Origin of the sequence: Mesorhizobium sp. M2A.F.Ca.ET.046.03.2.1, assembly GCF_003952425.1 — a bacterium.
Lineage (GTDB): Bacteria > Pseudomonadota > Alphaproteobacteria > Rhizobiales > Rhizobiaceae > Mesorhizobium.
Genome location: NZ_CP034449.1, coordinates 5,863,090 through 5,880,046, shown reverse-complemented (window position 1 = coordinate 5,880,046; position 16,957 = coordinate 5,863,090). Strand labels below are relative to the sequence as shown.

At 64.6% G+C, this 16,957-nt stretch carries 17 protein-coding genes and 1 pseudogene; 9 read left to right on the top strand and 9 right to left on the bottom strand.

Annotated features, from left to right (window positions below):
* Positions 1-39 precede the first annotated feature (39 nt).
* Positions 40-1,080, top strand: a complete 1,041-nt coding sequence (locus EJ072_RS27980) for a zinc-dependent alcohol dehydrogenase family protein (protein ID WP_126082236.1) — start codon at positions 40-42, stop codon at positions 1,078-1,080.
* 66 nt (positions 1,081-1,146) lie between these two features.
* Here EJ072_RS27980 and EJ072_RS27975 read toward each other — a convergent pair whose 3' ends face one another.
* Positions 1,147-2,010 carry a DMT family transporter gene (locus EJ072_RS27975; RefSeq protein ID WP_126082235.1) on the bottom strand — a complete coding sequence of 288 codons (864 nt, stop codon included), beginning with the start codon at positions 2,008-2,010 and terminating at the stop codon, positions 1,147-1,149.
* 102 nt (positions 2,011-2,112) lie between these two features.
* Between EJ072_RS27975 and EJ072_RS27970 the strand changes: the two genes are divergently transcribed.
* Genes EJ072_RS27970 through EJ072_RS27960 form a run of 3 tightly spaced genes read left to right on the top strand, consistent with a single transcriptional unit; the run spans position 2,113 to position 5,067 of the window.
* The gene (locus EJ072_RS27970; protein WP_245467010.1) at positions 2,113-3,597 is read left to right on the top strand and encodes a PLP-dependent aminotransferase family protein; all 1,485 of its coding nucleotides are present in this window, start codon (positions 2,113-2,115) and stop codon (positions 3,595-3,597) included.
* Between the two features lie 55 nt (positions 3,598-3,652).
* Positions 3,653-4,234: a TetR/AcrR family transcriptional regulator gene (locus EJ072_RS27965; protein WP_126082233.1), complete on the top strand. Its 582-nt coding sequence runs from the start codon at positions 3,653-3,655 to the stop codon at positions 4,232-4,234.
* Entirely contained in the window at positions 4,231-5,067 is an 837-nt protein-coding gene (locus tag EJ072_RS27960; RefSeq protein WP_126082232.1) for a DMT family transporter, read from the top strand. The genes EJ072_RS27965 and EJ072_RS27960 overlap by 4 nt, the downstream gene beginning before the upstream one ends.
* 148 nt (positions 5,068-5,215) lie before the next feature.
* Here EJ072_RS27960 and EJ072_RS27955 read toward each other — a convergent pair whose 3' ends face one another.
* The 3 genes from EJ072_RS27955 to EJ072_RS27945 all read right to left on the bottom strand — a co-directional run bounded on the left by EJ072_RS27955 (position 5,216) and on the right by EJ072_RS27945 (position 7,683).
* The gene (locus tag EJ072_RS27955) at positions 5,216-5,713 is read right to left on the bottom strand and encodes a MaoC family dehydratase (RefSeq protein WP_095815407.1); all 498 of its coding nucleotides are present in this window, start codon (positions 5,711-5,713) and stop codon (positions 5,216-5,218) included.
* A gap of 179 nt (positions 5,714-5,892) precedes the next feature.
* On the bottom strand, positions 5,893-6,321 hold the full coding sequence (gene phaP, locus EJ072_RS27950) for a TIGR01841 family phasin (protein ID WP_126082231.1): 429 nt from the start codon (positions 6,319-6,321) through the stop codon (positions 5,893-5,895).
* Positions 6,322-6,387: 66 nt separating this feature from the next.
* The gene (locus EJ072_RS27945) at positions 6,388-7,683 is read right to left on the bottom strand and encodes a DUF445 domain-containing protein (protein ID WP_126082230.1); all 1,296 of its coding nucleotides are present in this window, start codon (positions 7,681-7,683) and stop codon (positions 6,388-6,390) included.
* 312 nt (positions 7,684-7,995) lie between these two features.
* Between EJ072_RS27945 and rirA the strand changes: the two genes are divergently transcribed.
* A complete protein-coding gene (rirA, locus tag EJ072_RS27940; RefSeq protein WP_040982432.1) occupies positions 7,996-8,457 on the top strand; it encodes an iron-responsive transcriptional regulator RirA in 462 nt (153 codons plus the stop codon).
* Here the strand turns inward: rirA and EJ072_RS27935 are convergent.
* From EJ072_RS27935 to hemP, 5 genes and pseudogenes are all read right to left on the bottom strand, one after another.
* Positions 8,454-9,242 (bottom strand): heme ABC transporter ATP-binding protein, encoded by a 789-nt coding sequence (locus tag EJ072_RS27935; RefSeq protein WP_126082229.1) that lies wholly within the window; start codon positions 9,240-9,242, stop codon positions 8,454-8,456. The genes rirA and EJ072_RS27935 overlap by 4 nt on opposite strands.
* Positions 9,243-9,249: 7 nt before the next feature.
* Positions 9,250-10,347 carry an iron ABC transporter permease gene (locus tag EJ072_RS27930; protein ID WP_126082228.1) on the bottom strand — a complete coding sequence of 366 codons (1,098 nt, stop codon included), beginning with the start codon at positions 10,345-10,347 and terminating at the stop codon, positions 9,250-9,252.
* Positions 10,348-10,353: 6 nt separating this feature from the next.
* Entirely contained in the window at positions 10,354-11,247 is an 894-nt protein-coding gene (locus tag EJ072_RS27925; protein ID WP_126082227.1) for a hemin ABC transporter substrate-binding protein, read from the bottom strand.
* A gap of 11 nt (positions 11,248-11,258) precedes the next feature.
* Positions 11,259-12,319, bottom strand: a pseudogene (locus EJ072_RS27920) (hemin-degrading factor).
* A 49-nt stretch (positions 12,320-12,368) separates the two neighbouring features.
* Positions 12,369-12,575: a hemin uptake protein HemP gene (gene hemP / locus EJ072_RS27915; RefSeq protein ID WP_042644917.1), complete on the bottom strand. Its 207-nt coding sequence runs from the start codon at positions 12,573-12,575 to the stop codon at positions 12,369-12,371.
* Positions 12,576-12,776: 201 nt separating this feature from the next.
* Here hemP and EJ072_RS27910 point away from each other — a divergent pair, with 201 nt between their 5' ends.
* From EJ072_RS27910 to EJ072_RS27895, 4 genes are read left to right on the top strand one after another with little or no spacing between them, the layout of a single operon-like run.
* Positions 12,777-14,993, top strand: a complete 2,217-nt coding sequence (locus EJ072_RS27910) for a TonB-dependent hemoglobin/transferrin/lactoferrin family receptor (RefSeq protein ID WP_126082226.1) — start codon at positions 12,777-12,779, stop codon at positions 14,991-14,993.
* A 19-nt stretch (positions 14,994-15,012) separates the two neighbouring features.
* Complete coding sequence (locus EJ072_RS27905) at positions 15,013-15,453, top strand: hypothetical protein (RefSeq protein ID WP_245467008.1); 441 nt, start codon at positions 15,013-15,015, stop codon at positions 15,451-15,453.
* Between the two features lie 6 nt (positions 15,454-15,459).
* Positions 15,460-16,563: an energy transducer TonB gene (locus tag EJ072_RS27900; RefSeq protein WP_245467007.1), complete on the top strand. Its 1,104-nt coding sequence runs from the start codon at positions 15,460-15,462 to the stop codon at positions 16,561-16,563.
* A gap of 55 nt (positions 16,564-16,618) precedes the next feature.
* Positions 16,619-16,933: an antibiotic biosynthesis monooxygenase gene (locus EJ072_RS27895; RefSeq protein WP_126082224.1), complete on the top strand. Its 315-nt coding sequence runs from the start codon at positions 16,619-16,621 to the stop codon at positions 16,931-16,933.
* Positions 16,934-16,957: the final 24 nt, after the last annotated feature.

Here is a 16,957-nt window from a genome sequence, read left to right as displayed (position 1 = left end):
GCCACCTGCCATTGAACTGACATATATGGAAGCAATCCTATGAAAGCCGTTGTCTTCGAAAAATTCGGTGAGACGCCGACCATCCAGACCGTGCCGGATCCAAAGCCCGCCCCGGACGGCGTCGTCATGAAAGTAGAGGCGACCGGGCTTTGCCGCAGCGACTGGCATGGTTGGATGGGCCATGACGACGGCATCACCTTGCCGCATGTTCCCGGACACGAGCTTGCCGGCGTCGTCGTCGCCGCCGGCAAGCAGGTCAGCCGCTGGAAGGCCGGCGACCGCGTCACGGTCCCCTTCGCCGTCGGTTGCGGCCGCTGCTTCGAATGCACCTCCGGCAACCATCAGGTCTGCGAGCACCAGACGCAGCCGGGCTTCACCGGCTGGGGCTCGTTCGCCGAATATGTCGGCATCGAGCATGCCGACACCAATCTCGTGCGCCTGCCCGACGCGATGGAATACGCTACCGCGGCAAGCCTCGGCTGCCGCTTCGTCACCTCGTTTCGCGCCATCGTCGACCAGGGCCGGGTGACCCCCGGCGAATGGGTGGCCGTGCATGGCTGCGGCGGCGTCGGCCTGTCGGCGATCATGATCGCCAGCGCCATTGGCGCTAACGTCATTGCCATCGACCTCACGGACGAGAAGCTGGAATTCGCCAAGAAGATCGGCGCGGTGGCGACCATCAACGCCTCGACGACGCCGCACGTGGTCAAGGCCGTCAAGCAGATCACCAATGGCGGCGCGCATATGTCGATGGACGCGCTGGGACACCCGACCACCTCGTTCAACTCGATCTCGAACCTGCGCCGGCGCGGCCGCCATGTTCAGGTCGGGCTGATGCTGGGCGAACATGCCCGCCCGCAAGTGCCGATGGACAAGGTGATAGCCTTCGAGCTCGAGATCCTCGGCAGCCACGGCATGCAGGCCTATCGCTATTCCGCGATGATGGAGATGATCCGCACCGGCAAGCTCAAGCCCGAACTGCTGGTCGGCAAGAAGATCAGCCTCGAGGAAGCGCCCGCGGCCCTGATGGCGATGGGTGGCTTCGAGGGCATTGGCATCGGGGTCGTGACGAAGTTCTGAGCAATTCCAGGAAAAGTGTGAAACGGTTTTCCGTCCGGAATTGCGTCAAAGCAAATCAGTAGGCGTCTACCGTGCAAACCTCTTCGCCCCGAACACGCATGCCACGACGCCGAGCGTGACGACCACCATCATCGGGCTGACCTGTTCGTGCAGCAGGCTCGCCGCCAGCGCCAGGCCGAAGAAGGGCTGCAGCAATTGCAGTTGCCCGACGGCGGCTATGCCGCCTTGCGCCAGGCCGCGATACCAGAACACGAAGCCGATCAGCATGCTGAACAGCGAGACATAGCCGAGCCCGATCCAGGCGCTCGAACCGACGGCCGCGAAGGATGGCGGCAGCGTCGCGAAGCTCAACGCCAGCATGACCGGCAGCGACAGCGCCAGCGCCCAGCAGATCACCTGCCAGCCGCCGAGCTTGCGCGACAGCTTGGCCCCTTCGGCGTAGCCCAGCCCGCAGACGATGATGGCGCCGAGCATCAGGCCGTCGCCGACCGGTGAGGCAGTCACGCCTTGCGCCAGGGCAAAGCTGGCGACCAAAGCGCTGCCAAAGCACGAGAACAGCCAGAAAGCCGGGCGCGGACGGTCGCCGCCGCGCAGCACGCCGAAGATCGCGGTCGCCAGCGGCAGCAGGCCGACAAAGATGATCGAATGCGCCGAGGTGACATGCTTCAACGCCAGCGCCGTCAGCAACGGGAAGCCGACCACGACACCCAGCGCGACGACGGCCAGCGAGACCAGATCCCCTCGCTCCGGACGTTTCTCGCGGAACAGCAGCAGCATCGCGATCCCCAGAAGGCCGGCGATCGCCGCCCGTGCCGCCGTCAGGAAGGTCGGGTCGAAATCCATCACCGCCAGCCGCGTCGCCGGCAGCGATCCGCTGAAGATCAGCACGCCGATGAAGCCGCTGAGCCAGCCGTCGAAACTCTTTTCCATGATCTGCTCCGTTTGCGCTTCCCTACCGGCGCAGGCCATGGTGTCGCCAGAGACAATGGAGTACAATTCCACAAAACTGTAATGGTCGGCAGGGAAGTACAGATGGACACATCAGGCCCAAATGCCAGCGGCGCCACCCTCGTCGAAACCGTCATGGCGGCGATCCGCCAGCGTATCGCGGCGCGCACGCTGACGCCCGGAGCCCGCCTGCCGTCGATACGGGCCATGGCCAAATCCATGCAGGTTTCGAAGTCGACCGTGGTCGAAGCCTATGAGCGCCTCACCGCGGAAGGCACGATCCGTTCGCGCCCGGGTTCGGGTTTCTACGCCGCCGGCCAGCTTGCGCCATTGTCACTCGCCAAGATCGGCCCTCGGCTTGACCGCGCCGTCGACCCCCTCTGGGTGTCGCGGCAATCGCTCGAAGCCGGCGAGGAGATGCTGAAGCCCGGCTGCGGCTGGCTGCCGGCGTCCTGGATGCCGCAGGCTGCCTTGCGCCGGGCGCTGCGCAGCGCGGCGCGCGCTGACGACGTGGCGCTAGCGGACTATGGCACGCCGCTTGGCCTAGCGCCGCTGCGCCAATTGCTGGCAAGGCGCATGACCGAGCATGGCGTCGAGGTCTCGCCGGACCAGATCATGCTAACCGACTGCGGCACCCAGGCCATCGACATTTTGTGCCGCTTCCTGATCGAGCCCGGCGATGCCGTGCTGGTCGACGATCCCTGCTACTTCAACTTTCATGCTCTGATGCGCGCCCATCAGGCCAAAGTGGTCGGCGTGCCTTACACGCCTTCGGGACCGGATATCGAGCTTTTCGCCGCGGCGCTCGCCGAGCATCGGCCGCGCCTCTACATCACCAATTCCGGCATCCACAACCCGACCGGCGCGATCCTGTCGCCGGTCGCCGCGCATCGGTTGCTGAAGCTCGCCGACCAGGCGGATCTCACCATCGTCGAGGACGATATTTTCGCAGACTTCGAGCACAGCGCTGCCCCAAGGCTCGCGGCGTTCGACGGGCTGCAGCGCGTTGTCCAGATCGGCTCCTTCTCCAAGACGCTGTCGGCCTCGGTGCGCTGCGGCTTCATCGCGGCGCCACCCGATTGGATGGAAGGCCTGACCGATCTCAAGATCGCCACGACATTCGGCGGTGCGCGGCTGTCGGCCCACCTGGTGCTGACCTTGTTGAAGGACGGCAGCTACCGCAAGCATATCGAGCAGTTGCGCACGCGCCTGTCGCGCGCCATGGCCGAGACCGCCGGCAGGCTGAAGGCGATGGGCATCACGCCCTGGATCGACCAGCCTGCCGGCATGTTCCTCTGGTGCCGCTTGCCCGACGGCATCGACGCGGCGGAAGTCGCGCGCAATGCGCTGTCGGACAATGTCGTGCTGGCGCCAGGCAACGCCTTCAGCCTGTCGCACACCGCCGGCCGCTTCATGCGCTTCAACGTGGCGCAATGCGAAGATCAGCGCATTTTCAGGGCCCTAAATAACGCGATGGCGGCTCCGCCGCAAAGCCGCGTAGGTGCGACCGGGCTCGAAGCCGGAGGCCCGTCGCGCTTGCCTCCCGCCTCCGGTCCAACCGGCAATTGACAGGCCTCGTCGCGCAGGCGTAGATAGACAGACCTGTCTCATCACCGCCACTATCATGACCGAACCGGCCAGAACCGACAAGCGCCAGCATATCGTTGAAACCGCCTATGGCCTGTTCAAGCGCGTGGGCTTCCACGCCACCGGCATCGACCGCATCATCGCCGAAGCCGACGTGGCCAAGATGACCATGTACCGGCACTTTCCCAGCAAGGACGATTTGATGGTCGAGGTCCTGGCCTACCGTGCGGGGCGCTTCGAACGTCAACTCGACCGTCTCGCCGAACAGGCGGCCACGCCCGAACGGAAAATCGGCATAATCTTCGACTGGTACGGTCGCTGGTTCCACAGCGCCGACTTCCACGGCTGTCTATTCGCGCATGCCCTGGCCGAGTTCGGCGATCCGGCGCACCCGGTGTTTCAGGCCGCCGCCAGGCAGAAGAACGACCTCAAGCGCCGGATGCGGCTGATCCTCGAAGAGACGATGCCCACCGACGAAGCCGACAGCACTTCCGCCGCCCTGCTAATGCTGATCGAGGGCGCGACGCTGATGGCCCGGATGGGGCAGCCAGACTCCGCCATTCGCGACGCCCGCAAGGCGGCAATGGCCATCCTCGCCGCGCCGGGGAGACCGCGATGAGCGCGACGGTCATTGGCCTGGCACTGTTCGCCGCGATCCTGCACGCCAGCTGGAATGCCTTCCTGCGAACCGGCAGCGACAGACTGTGGACCGTCACGGTCATGAGCTTCTCGGCAACGATCGCCGCCATTCCGCTGGCGATCTTCCATCCCCTTCCAGTGTCATCGGCCTGGCCCTATATCGTTCTCTCGGGCTGCCTTCAGGTCGGCTACAGCCTCTTTCTCGTGGCGGCCTATCGCTACGGTGAATTGGGACAGGTCTACCCGATCGTTCGCGGCTCTGTGCCGCTCCTGGTGACGGTTGGTGGTTTCGTTCTGGCCGGCGAGCGCCTGAGCACGCTTCAGACCCTTGGCGTCGTCCTCGCCGCGCTCGGCATCATGAGCCTTTCCCTTGGCAAAGGGCGCGCGGCGACCAAATCAATCCTGTATGCCTTGGCGACCGGCGTGATCATCGCGGCCTATGCGACGGTCGATGCCATCGGTGTCCGCTCGGTGGGAAGCTCGGGCGCCTACACGGCCTGGGTGCTGTTGACCTACGGCGTGCTGCTCCCGGTCACGTTCATCATCTGCCGCGGCAAGCTCACGGTGGACTTTCGTTCACCGGACGCGCTGAAGGCGCTTGGCGGCGGGATTTTCGCCCTGATTGCCTACGGCGCCGTGGTTGCGGCCTTCGCGCTCGGGCCGGCCGGTCCGATCACGGCCATCCGCGAGACGAGCGTGGTTTTCGCGGTGCTGATCGGACGGCTTTTCCTGGGCGAGACGCTGACGCCGAAGCGCATTGCGGCCTGTGGCGTTGTCGCGCTAGGCGCTATCTGCCTTGGCTATCATGGTTGACTACGGCCGAGAGGCTGTTTCGAAATTCGCTCTGGCGAGTCATTGGTGCGGTTTCGAGAACCGGAGCGGAGCGGACTCTGCGTCCGTGAGCACCGGAAGCGCAGAAACGCCCCCAGATGGCTGCCGGAGTAGAATTTCCAAACGGCCTCTAAGCGCCTGCCCGCTTGCGGCGCTCATACATCATCACCAGCGTCTCGGCGGTCAGCGCCGGCTTCTGCTCGCCTTCGATCTCTACGGTGTTGGCGGCCTTCATAAGATACTGGCCGGGGCCGCGATCCTCCATGGAAAGCAGCGTCGTGCGCAGCCTGATGCGCGCCCCGGCCTTGACCGGCGCCAGGAAGCGCACCTTGTCGAAGCCGTAGTTGAAGGCGGCTTGCGTGTTTTCCGGCACGATGCCCATCTCCAGCGCCAGCGCGCCGATGATCGACAGGGTCAGATAGCCATGCGCGATCGTGGTGCGGAACGGGCTCTGCCGCTTTGCCCGCTCGGGATCGACATGGATCCACTGATGGTCGCCCGTGCACTCGGCGAACTGGTCGATGCGTCGCTGGTCGACCGTCGTCCAATCGGACACGCCGAGCTCCTGCCCGGACATTGTGCGCAACTGTTCAAAAGTCGGCGGCGTTCTCCGCCGTGGTTCGGTCATTCCGGCTTTCCCGTCACTTTTGCCTATCTCCCGACCATGAAGCGGCAGCCTCTGTCAATTCGCCGCCCCGCGATTTTCGCCGGTAGAGTTGATGCTTTTAGGGCAGGCCAGAACGCTCGAGCGCCTGCGCCGGTTGCACCGCATGTCGGTCTATGATGGGCTCGAAACCGCCGGACAGCCTATTTCTTTTCGTAACCGGCGCGGATTTCCGCCATCGCATCCCTGATCCGGTCGCGCAGAATCTCGACCGATTCGGTGCTGGATTTCCGTACAAGGTCAGCCACTTCGCTGGCGTTCTTCAGCGTCGTCTCGAACGACTTACGGGCAAATTCAGCCTGCTTGCTCATCAGGTCCTGCGGGTTGCCGGGCGCCTGGTAGTTCTGCGCCATCCGCGTAACCTCGTTGATGGCATTCTGCACCATCTCATGCTGCCTCGCCAGCACCGAGGAGGCGCCGGCCGCACTTGCCTTCGCCGACTTCTCGAGAGCTTCGAGGTTCTTGCGATGATGATCGAGGATCGCCTGGACATCGACATTCGGCAGTTTCAGGTCGCGGCCGAACCTGCTGAACATGTCGAAGAACGAGTCGGATTCCGGTTGTTTTGCCATGCCCTGCCTCCCGTTTTGCTGCCCTTGCGGCGTGCCAGCAGGAGAATAGTGCCAGTTAGGCCCGCGTCAATTGACCAGAAACAGCCGCTCCGCCGTATAGAGCGCCAAGCCGGCCAGCCCGCCGATGATCATGCCGTTGAAGCGGATATATTGCAGATCCTTGCCGATATTCGTCTCGATCAGCCGAGTCAGCTGCGCCAGGTCCCAGCGCTTGACCTGGTCGGCGATGAATGTCGATACCCCGCTTTTCTGGCTCTCGACAAACGAGGCCAGCGCCACGACAAAGCCCTGGTTCATGTCAGCCCTGATCTGCGCGTCGTCGGCCAGATGCCGGCCGACTTCGACGAACATGTTCGCGAGGTGCTCGCGTATCGTCGAACTCGGCGCATTGACGTCCTGCTCGATGAACAGGCGCAGGCTCGCCCACGCATCGCCGGCGAGCGTCCTCACCTCCGGGCGGCCGAGAAAATCGCGCTTCAGCTTCTCGGCGCGCCTTGCATATTGCTTCGAGGTCCTGAGCCGCTCGATGAAGCCCAGCGCGAAACGATCGAATTCGGCGCGCATCGGATGATCGGGATCGGCCCTGACCTCATCCAGCAGCGAGCCCGCCGAGGCGACGATCTTCTTCAACAGATAGGTATCGGCACGAAACAGGTTGAACAGCGACGGCAATTCCTCGCGGATCTTCTCGCGCATCGTCGCCAGCGCCTGCTCGTCCTTGAGGAAACGGCCGACCACCCGCGTGAACTCATCGAACAGCTTTTGATGGCGGCGGTCGTCGGTCAGCGCCGACAGAAGGTCGGCGGCCAAAGGCGCCAGCGGCACCTTTTCGATCTGCTCCAGCATGCGGCTGGTGACGAAGCCGCGCAGCCCGGATTGCTCCACCGCGGTCAATGTCTGCGGCACCAGCCGCGCGACGAACCGCGACAGGCCGGCGGCGCGCTCGGCGTCGGCCAGCCAGTCGGCGACCAGGGCGGCGAAGTCGACCTCGGCGAGCTTTTCGCGCACCGGCTCCGGCGCCAGGAAATTGGCCTCGATGAAGCGGCCGAGATTGTCGGCGATGCGGTGCTGGTTCTCCGGGATGATGGCGGTGTGCGGGATCGGCAGCCCGAGCGGCCGCCTGAACAGCGCCACCACGGCATACCAGTCGGCGATGCCGCCGATCGTCGCCGCCTCGGCGAAGGCCGCGACGAAGCCGAGCCACGGATAGGCAGCCTGGAAGGACTTCGCCAGCGCGAAGACAAGGATGCACAGCGCGAGCGCGGCCGCGGCGATGAATTTGGTCCGCCGCAGCGCCGAGAGCTTTGCCTGCGCGTCTGCGTCGAATCGAACCGGCGCGAGAGCCGGAGCTGATTTAGACATGAAAAGGCCGTTTCCTGTTTGCACCCGCCTCTATCTAGTGCATGTCGCCCAAAAGTGCGCAGCGGTTCTGGGAAAACGACATGCATAAAAACAAAGACTTAAAGCGCGTCGCCTGAATCCGCTTCAGCGCGACGCGCTTTATGCCTGCGCCCGCGAAACGCTCGCCCGAAGCACAGGAGGGCAAATCGGGCCGCCATCCGCCCGGCCCGCACAAAAAGTTGACACGATTATTCAGCTATGTGCCAGTCCAGTCTGGAATTGTTCCAAACTATGGGCCATATTCGGCTTAAGCTAATATTTCGCGAGGATACCATGCGGCTCACGCGCCAGACCAATTATGCGATGCGCATCCTGATGTATTGCGCCGCAAATACCGACAGGCTGAGCCGCATCCCCGAGATCGCCGCCGCCTATTCGGTGTCGGAACTCTTCCTGTTCAAGATCCTGCAGCCGCTGGTCGAGGCCGGCCTTGTCGAAACCGTGCGCGGCAGGAACGGCGGTGTCAGGCTCGGCCGCCCGGCCGAGCAGATCAGCCTGTTCGATGTCGTGCGCGTCACCGAAGAGAGCTTCGCCATGGCCGAGTGCTTCGAGAACGACGCCGCCGAATGCCCGCTGGTCGACAGCTGCGCCCTGAATTCGGCGCTGCGCGAGGCGCTCAACGCCTTCTTCGCCGTGCTTTCCCGCTACACGATCGCCGACCTGATCGCCGCGCGCCCGAATGTGCGCCACCTGCTGGGCATCGACCTGCTGGAGCAGCGCGCCCCTGCAGCCTAGGCGGCGGACTGCGGCAACACGAACGGCATGCTTCCTTCGGGTAGCGCGCCGACCTTCAGCCTGCAGTCGAACACCTTCTCGATCAGTTCATCGTTCAGCACATCCGCCGGTGCACCGGCGGCCGCCAGTTTGCCACGAGAGAGCACGAAAATCCGGTCGGCATACATCGCCGTCAGATTGAGGTCGTGCAGGATCGCCACCACGCCGCCGCCGCGCCGGGCGAAATCGCGGGCGATGTTCATGATGATGAGCTGGTGCTTCACGTCGAGGCTGGAGACCGGCTCGTCGAGGAAGAGATAGCGCGGCCGCCCTTCGAGCACCGGCGCCCAGACCTGGCAGAGCACGCGGGCAAGCTGCACGCGCTGCTGCTCGCCGCCTGAAAGCTCCTGGTAGAAGCGGCCGGCAAAGCCGTCGAGGTCGACGCGCGCCAGCGCCCGCTCGGGCAAACGCGCATCCTCGCCAGGCAGCACGCCCGAGCGCCCGCCGATCAGGCCGAGGCGCACGATCTCGCGCACCGTGAATGGGAAGGACAGCGCCGTGGCCTGCGGCAGCACCGCGCGCAGCGTCGCCGCCTCGACCGGCTTCATGGCGGACAGGTCGCGGCCGTTGAGCGTGGCGGTGCCGGTATAAGCGAGCTCGCCGGTCAGCGCCTTGAGCAAGGTCGTCTTGCCGGACCCGTTCGGCCCCACGATCGCCGAGACCTCGCCGGGCCGCGCCGCGAAATCGACATGCGAGACGATGCGCTTGCCGCCGATCGTCACGGAGATGTCGCGCGCTTCGATCATGGCAAGCTCACAGATCAATGACGCCGCGCTTGCGCAGCAGTATCCACAGGAAGAACGGCGCGCCGGCGACCGCCGTGACGATCCCGATCGGCAGCTCGGCCGGCGCGACGATGGTGCGGGCGACCGCGTCGGCAATAAGCAGCAGCGATGCGCCGAGCAGCGCCGAGGCCGGCAGCAAATAGCGGTTGTCCGGTCCGATCGCCAACCGCAGGACATGCGGCACGACGATGCCGATGAAACCGATGCCGCCGCTGACGGCGACCGAAGCGCCGACCGCCGCCGACACCCCGACTATCGCGATGTATTTCAACCGCTGCACCGGGATGCCGAGATGGCCTGCGGTCGCCTCGCCCAACGCCAGCGCGTTGAGGCCGCGCGACAGGAATGGCATCGCGGCCAGCGCCAGGATGATCACCGGCCCGACGGTGCCGATCTTCGGCCATGTCGCGCCGGCCAGCGAGCCGAGCTGCCAGAAGGTCACGTCGCGCAGCTGCCGGTCGTCGGCCATGAAGATGAGGACACCTGTCAGCGCCATGGCAAGGGCGCTGATGGCGATGCCGGCAAGCAGCATCGTGGCGACTGAGGTCCGTCCCTGGCGCGTGGCGATGGCATAAAGCAGCAACGTCACCGCGAGCCCGCCAAAGAACGCCGCGAGCGGCAGCGCAAGCGTGCCGAATGCGAGCGTGAAGGGCGCAAGCCATGTGGTGCCGAGCACGATGATCGCCACAGCGCCGAGGCTGGAGCCGGCGGAAACGCCGACCAAACCGGGATCGGCAAGCGGATTGCGGAACAGGCCCTGCATCACCGCGCCGCAGACGGCGAGCGCGGCGCCGATCAGCACGCCGAGCAGCACGCGCGGCATGCGGATGTCATAGACGATCAGCTGGTCGCGCGCGGCAAGCGCCGCATCCCCCGGAGCGGCCCCGGTGAACCAGTCGCGAATGACGCGAACGGCGGACGCATCCGAAGCGCCCGACGTCAGTGACAGGAACACCGAAAGGGTCAGCGCCAGGCACAGGAGCGCGATGACGACCCTTGCCCGCGCCGAGCGATCGCCCTCGGCCGCCATCACCCTGCCCACACCTGCTATGGACTGTTCGGCCACCGCCGCTCAGTCCGTGACCTGGTTGCCATAGATCGAAACAGCGAGATCGTGGATCGCCTCCGCCGTGCGCGGGCCGAAGCCGAGCAGATAGCCGCCGTCCATGTTGATCATCTTGCGGTTCGTGCCAGCCGGTGTCGAGGCGACGGCAGGATTGGCGAACAGCTCGTCTTCCGAGATCGGCGGCCCGCCGCCTTTCATCGTCAGGATGACATCCGGCTTGGCGCTGACGATCGCCTCATCCGTCATCCCCTTGTAACCGGAAAAACCCTCGACCGCGTTGACCGCACCGGCAAGCTTGATGATGCCGTCGGCCGCGGTGTCGCTGCCGGCTGCAAGGATCTTGCCGCCTTGGGTCGACAGCACGAACAGCACGCGCTTGCGGTCCTTGATCGAGGCCGTCTGCCTTTCGGCGGCCGTCAGCTTCGCGTCCGTCTCAGCGGCGAGCTTCTCGGCCTTGGCCTCGACGCCCAGCGCCTTGCCGACGATGCGGATATTTTCGAGGATGCCCTCATGGTTGAAGTGATCCGGCACCTCGATGAAAGGCACGCTTGATTTCTTCAGCACGTCGACCGCTTCTTTCGGGCCGCTGCCCTGCAGCGCCAGGATTCCGGTCGGATTGACCGACAGGACACCCTCGGGCGACAGCGCGCGCATGTAACCGACATCCGGCAGCTTCGCCGCCGCCTCGGGATAGGTGCTGGTCGAATCGCGGGCCACGAGACGGCCCTCCTCGCCGAGCGCGTAGAGGATCTCGGTGATCGAGCCGCCTATGGAGGCGATCCGCGAGGTGTCCGAAAAGACGGTCGTGCCTTCTTCCGCCTTGGCAGGCTGCATAGCGAGGGCAAGCAGGACACCGAGCATCGGCGTAAGGGCCGCGCGGAAACTGAGAACAAAGCGCATTGGGTCCTACCTTATGCAGCGGTGGGGCTGGGAATGCGCGGTAGGTTCTCGGCCAGGAAACGCCAGTCTTCCCGCTCGCGTTCGCCTTCATGGCGCTTGCCGAAGAACTGGATGATCATGCTGCCATTGGCATCGTAGGCCTCCAGCGAGGTGACATGGCCGTCCTTGGTCGGCTTGCGCACCGCCCAGACTTCGTGGATGTGGTCGGTCCTCAGATGCAGGTGGAAGGTCTCGTCGAGCACATTGATCCATGGTCCCATCGGCTTGACCGACTTGATCGGGCCGGAATGGATCTGGATGCAGCCGCGGTTGCCCACGAAGCACATGATCGGCATCCCGCCTGCAGCGGCGTGATGGAACATGGCGCTTACCGCATCATTGTCGAGCAGCCAGGCATAGTCCTGCCCCACCATACGCACCGCTCGCGACGGCTGAGCTTCAGCGTCTTCAGCATGCCGAAGAACTGATGCACATCTGTCAACCGGCTCCAGCGGTCGCGTAGGTCGCCGATCGAGGCGACCGAACCCTGCGCCTCGCCCTCCCCTTCCGCGGCGCTTGGGAGGATCGCGACGGTCGGCTCCTGGTTCGACGATTCGAGGCTCGCCACCAGCTTCTGGTAGGCATAGAGGCTGGATGCGGGCTTCAGATGCACCTTGTGCACCGCCTCGCCCGCTGCGTCGAAGAACTGCAGGCTGCGGCGGATTTCGTCACCCTCGCGCTTCTCGACGGCAAAGCCATGCGCCCAGACCTTCGGGAAGATGCGTAGGTCGATGTTTTCGCCAAGCACCATGGCGTTGTGGTTGCCGGTGACGACCTTGTCGTACACGCCGATCTTCTCGTGCACGGCGCTTTCGTTGCGGGTCAGCGCCATCACCTCGCCGACCGCCTCGAGGCCGGTCAGAAGGTCGTTGACGCGCGGCTCGACTCGCACCGCGCCGATGCCGCAATGCGCCGCGACCAGTTCCGCTTCCGAAATGCCCAATTGCGCCGAGAGATCGCGCTCCCGCATTTTCGGATTTTCTTCTCGCGCCCGCCGGATTTCCTCCGGCGACGGCTTAACGCGCTGGTCCATATCGTCCACCTGTATTGCCTGATGTGCGTCTATCGCCCGCCGACGGCGGTCACTTGTTGAGGATCAGCTTGCCCTGGCGGGTGATCTTCAGGCGGTAGAGCGCGCCGTGATGCTCGATGCCGATCTCATGCTCGCCCTGGAACAGCGTGTTGCTGGAGAGCGTCCTCACCGCCAGCGGCACGCGTTCGTAACGCATCTGCGTCTCTTCCGGGCGGCGGACGCGATAGCGGAAATCGTTGGGATTGTGCGTGTTCATCGGGTAGGTCCCTTTCCTCTGACGGCCACCGTGGCCGCAGCCTCATAAAATGCCGATTCAATTCTTGACTCGAATAATCATGTTTACTAGTCAGTGCATTACCGGACTAAATGAGTCAACATTTAAGACGCCGGACGTGATCAAAAATGCGAGCGAGCCATTGGCCAGCCAGCTACGAGCCTGAAAATCTGGAGTTGGGGCATGGGGTTGGTGACTTGGGGACGAACGGGCCTGGCGGGCGAGAACGTGGGTCCGAGCTTCCGATCGATGGCGAGCGGCATTGCCATCTTGATGGCCGGAGCGGCGGCGATCGCGCTCAGCGTATCGGCGGCAAAAGCGCAACAGGCCACGCAGCCGGCGACCAGCCAGCAGGCCGATCAGAAAAAGAAGGCTGACGAGAAGGCCGCCGCCGAAGGAACCTTGCTCGACAAGATCCTCGTCATCAGCCGCACCAGCGAGACGGCAATTCAGTCGCTGGCCTCGGCCAGCCATGTCGACCAGGAACAGCTCGACCGCCGCATGGCGACGACGCCGAACGAAATGCTGCTCGGCGTGCCCGGCGTCGCCGTGCAGGCCGACGCGCGCCGCGTCTCCTCCAGCATCAACATCCGCGGCCTGCAGGATTTCGGCCGCGTCGCGGTCATCGTCGATGGCGCAAGGCAGGATTTCCAGCGCTCCGACCACGGCACGCAGTCGACCTTCTATGTCGATCCTGAGCTCATCAAGTCGGTCGACGTCATCCGTGGCCCGGTCGCCAACACCTACGGCTCCGGCGCCATCGGCGGCGTCGTCTTCTTCGACACCAAGGACGCCACCGATTTCCTCAAGCCGGAAGAGACCTGGGCCGGCTCGCTGACCGGGCGCTATGAGAGCAACGGCAAGGGCTGGACCACCAGCGCCACCGGCGCCTACAAGATCAACGACAACTGGGACGTTCTCGGCAACATCGTCTATCGCGACTATGGCGACTACAAGAACGGCGGCGGCGACACCGTTGCCGGCACCGGTTTCGACGCGCTGAGCGGCCTGCTCAAGACCACCATACGCCCGACCGAAAACAGCGACTTGAAGCTTGGCTGGGTCGGCTCCAAGGACGGCTGGACCGAGACCAGCGGCGGCGTGCCCGCCAACGACGTCGACCTCAAGTCGAACACCTTTACCGCCCGCTACAACATCACCGACGATGCCAAGAGCTGGCTCGACCTCCACATCAACGCTTCCTACAACAAGACAGTTCTCGACCTGACGACGCTCACCGCGCAGAACCGCTTCGATCCGACCACCGGCCTGCCCGTGGTGCTGCCGCCCGGCTCGCTGTCGACCTTCGATGTCGGCACGACCGGCATCGACATCTGGAACACCTCGCGCTTCGAGACGGCGAGCGTCGCGCATGAGCTGACCTATGGCGGCGACTGGGTTGGCGACGATGTCGATACCGGCGGCAGCGCCGGCGGCGACAGTTTTTATACACCGTCGGGCAAGCGCAACGTCTCCGGCGCCTACATCCAGGACAAGCTGACCTGGGAATGGCTCGAGGTCATTGGCGGCCTGCGCTACGACAACTACAGCCTGAAGGACGATACGAACGAGACCTCCGGCGACAGGGTTTCGCCGCGCATCACCGTCGGCGTCTCGCCCTTCGAAAGCGCCGGCCTGGCAGGCCTGCAGTTCTACGGCACCTATGCGGAAGGTTACCGCTCACCCTCACTGACCGAGACGTTGATCAGCGGCAACCATCCGGCCGGCGTCAGCTTCCCGTTCCTGCCCAACCCGAACCTGAAGCCCGAGACCGGCAAGACCGTCGAGTTCGGCGTCAACTACAAGCAGAACGACATCATCGAGGGCGGCGACGCGCTGCGGCTCAAGGCCGCCTATTTCAACAACAATGTCGACGACTACATCGACGGCGTGACGCTCTCGCCCTTCGACCCGACCAGCGGCTGCCCGTTCGGCCCGGGCATTCCGATCTGCTTCCAGTACCAGAACTTCGCCAAGGCCAAGATCAACGGCTTCGAGCTGGAAAGCGTCTACGACGCCGGCTGGGGCTATGCCGGCCTGTCGGCCTCCATCATCAACGGCCACACCATCTCCTATGAGGGCGAGCGCGCCGACCTCGCCACCATCCCCTCCTCGCAGGTGACGGCGCAGCTCGGCTTGCGCTTCCTCGAGGACAAGCTGACCGTCGGCGGCGAAGTGCAGTATAACGGCAAGCCCAAGGGCAATCCGGTGGCTAAGGACTTCACACTGGTCAATGCCTTCGCCAGCTACCAGGCGACGGACAATCTCAAGCTCGACTTCCGCGCCGACAATCTGTTCGACGTCAAATACACCAACCCGCTCAACGGCAGCACCACCGCGGTCCTCTACGAACCCGGCGTCACGCTGAAGCTCGCGGCAACCATGCGCTTCGGAGGCTGAGCGAGACATGAAACGCTTGATGACATCGTTTCGTCTGCTGACCTCGACGTTCGCGATGTCGCTTGCGATGGCGCCGGCGTGGGCCCAGTCCGCGCCGGCTCCGGCCGCAGCTCCGGCATTGAGCCTCGAGCTCAATGCCGCGCAGCCCTCGGAAAAAGGCTGCCGGCTGACCTTCGTCGTCAACAACGCGCTCGGCGCCGACCTGTCCAAGGCGGCTTTCGAGATCGCGCTGTTCAACGAGGCGGGCGTCGTCGACCGCCTCACCGTGCTCGATTTCAAGGACCTGCCGGCCGGCAAGACCAAGGTCACCCGCTTCGACCTTGCCGGCGCCGACTGCGGTAAGCTCAGCCGCGTGCTGATCAACAGCGCGACCGAATGCGCCGGTACCGGCGTCGAGCCGGCGGCCTGCATGCGCGCCTTGAAGACATCGACCAGGACCGCCATCGCTTTCGGAGTCTGACAAGCTGTGGGCTTCGAACCGGCACGCAACGCCTTTGCACAAGCGCCGGCCGGCATAGGCCTGGCGCTGCTTGCGGTAACCGATCTTGATTTGACCGATCTTGATTTGACAAGGACGCGTCGCTTGCCGCAGGTCTCCTCGCGAGCCATGCAGGACATCGACCCCCTCCCCGACGCCGACAGCGAACCGGCGATCCCGCCGGCCGAGTCGCTCGCGCAGCGACGTCAGTCGGCGCAAGACCGCAAATGGCCGGTGGCGATTGTCGTCTCCGGCTTGCTCCATGCCGCCGCCGCGGCGGCGTTTTTCATCGCGCCCGCCGGAACCTTCGACCCCCTGGACGCGATTCAGGCCGAGGGCAGCAGCCAGTCAGGCGCCGACGCCCAGGGCAGCGCCCTCAATGACGCGATGTCCGGCGCGGTGGATGTAACCTTGGTGGCGGACCTGCAGCCGGTTAAGCGCCAAGCAGTCCAGCCCACTCCGCCGACCGAAGCGCCGCAACCGGCCAGCCAACCTGTAACGCCTCAGCCTGCGGCTGAAGCCGCCCAGGAGCCTGCATCCACGCCCGATATGCTGACGGCCGCCACAGTGCGCCAAGACGATCAGAGCGTGCCCATGGCCGGCGAACAGGCGCCCGCGATCGAGCCGCAAAGCCCCGATGCGTCGCCTGCCGAACCCGAGCACCCACCGGCCGCGGCCGCAACGTCGAGCGCACCGGCAGGATCAGGCCAACCCGTTGAGACGCGCGGCACGGAAACAGCGGATGGCGACGCACGCGATGCGCCGACCATCGCCAGCAAGGGTAAGATGAAGGCCGCCGCCGGCAATGCCCTGGAATCCCGCTACAGCGGCGAAATTCAAAAGAGGCTCGCCCGCGCCAACCGCCGCGTTTCAAAATCGGTCCAGGCAAAGGCCCGCAACAACGCCAGGGTGGTGTTTGTCGTCATGGCCGACGGCAGCATCAGCGACCTGCAGCTCGCCGAAAGTTCCGGCTCCGCCGAGCTCGATCAATTCGCTTTGACGCTGGTGCGCAAGCAGGCACCGTTCCCTCCCATTCCACCCGAGACGGGAAGATCAAGTTGGGTGTTCAAAGCGCGGATCGGTCCCTTTTGAGACCCGGTTGAAGCCATCCTGAACGCCACAATTCATGCAATTCGAAAGGAAACCAATGTACATCGCCATGAACCGCTTCAAGGTCCAGAACGGCTCTGAGGAAGCCTTCGAGGACGTCTGGAAGAACCGCGATTCCAGCCTCTCCGAAATGAAGGGTTTCAGGGAATTCCACCTGCTTCGCGGGCCGGTCAACGAGAGCGAGGGCTATACGCTGTTTGCCTCGCACACGGTCTGGGCAAGCCAGGAGGATTTCGTCGCCTGGACGAAGTCGGAAAACTTCCGCGCCGCCCATCGCAACGCCGGCGGCTCGAAGGTGCACTATCTCGGCCACCCGCAATTCGAAGGCTTTTCGGTCGTCGAAGGCGCTTGAACGCACCTGCGCCTAACTCGTCTC

Coding starts and splice junctions, on each gene's coding strand:
- EJ072_RS27980 (WP_126082236.1), top strand. CDS start 40: ATGAAAGCCGTTGTCTTCGAAAAATTCGGTGAGACGCCGACCATCCAG.
- EJ072_RS27975 (WP_126082235.1), bottom strand. CDS start 2,010: ATGGAAAAGAGTTTCGACGGCTGGCTCAGCGGCTTCATCGGCGTGCTG.
- EJ072_RS27970 (WP_245467010.1), top strand. CDS start 2,113: ATGGACACATCAGGCCCAAATGCCAGCGGCGCCACCCTCGTCGAAACC.
- EJ072_RS27965 (WP_126082233.1), top strand. CDS start 3,653: ATGACCGAACCGGCCAGAACCGACAAGCGCCAGCATATCGTTGAAACC.
- EJ072_RS27960 (WP_126082232.1), top strand. CDS start 4,231: ATGAGCGCGACGGTCATTGGCCTGGCACTGTTCGCCGCGATCCTGCAC.
- EJ072_RS27955 (WP_095815407.1), bottom strand. CDS start 5,713: ATGACCGAACCACGGCGGAGAACGCCGCCGACTTTTGAACAGTTGCGC.
- phaP (WP_126082231.1), bottom strand. CDS start 6,321: ATGGCAAAACAACCGGAATCCGACTCGTTCTTCGACATGTTCAGCAGG.
- EJ072_RS27945 (WP_126082230.1), bottom strand. CDS start 7,683: ATGTCTAAATCAGCTCCGGCTCTCGCGCCGGTTCGATTCGACGCAGAC.
- rirA (WP_040982432.1), top strand. CDS start 7,996: ATGCGGCTCACGCGCCAGACCAATTATGCGATGCGCATCCTGATGTAT.
- EJ072_RS27935 (WP_126082229.1), bottom strand. CDS start 9,242: ATGATCGAAGCGCGCGACATCTCCGTGACGATCGGCGGCAAGCGCATC.
- EJ072_RS27925 (WP_126082227.1), bottom strand. CDS start 11,247: ATGCGCTTTGTTCTCAGTTTCCGCGCGGCCCTTACGCCGATGCTCGGT.
- hemP (WP_042644917.1), bottom strand. CDS start 12,575: ATGAACACGCACAATCCCAACGATTTCCGCTATCGCGTCCGCCGCCCG.
- EJ072_RS27910 (WP_126082226.1), top strand. CDS start 12,777: ATGGGGTTGGTGACTTGGGGACGAACGGGCCTGGCGGGCGAGAACGTG.
- EJ072_RS27905 (WP_245467008.1), top strand. CDS start 15,013: ATGACATCGTTTCGTCTGCTGACCTCGACGTTCGCGATGTCGCTTGCG.
- EJ072_RS27895 (WP_126082224.1), top strand. CDS start 16,619: ATGTACATCGCCATGAACCGCTTCAAGGTCCAGAACGGCTCTGAGGAA.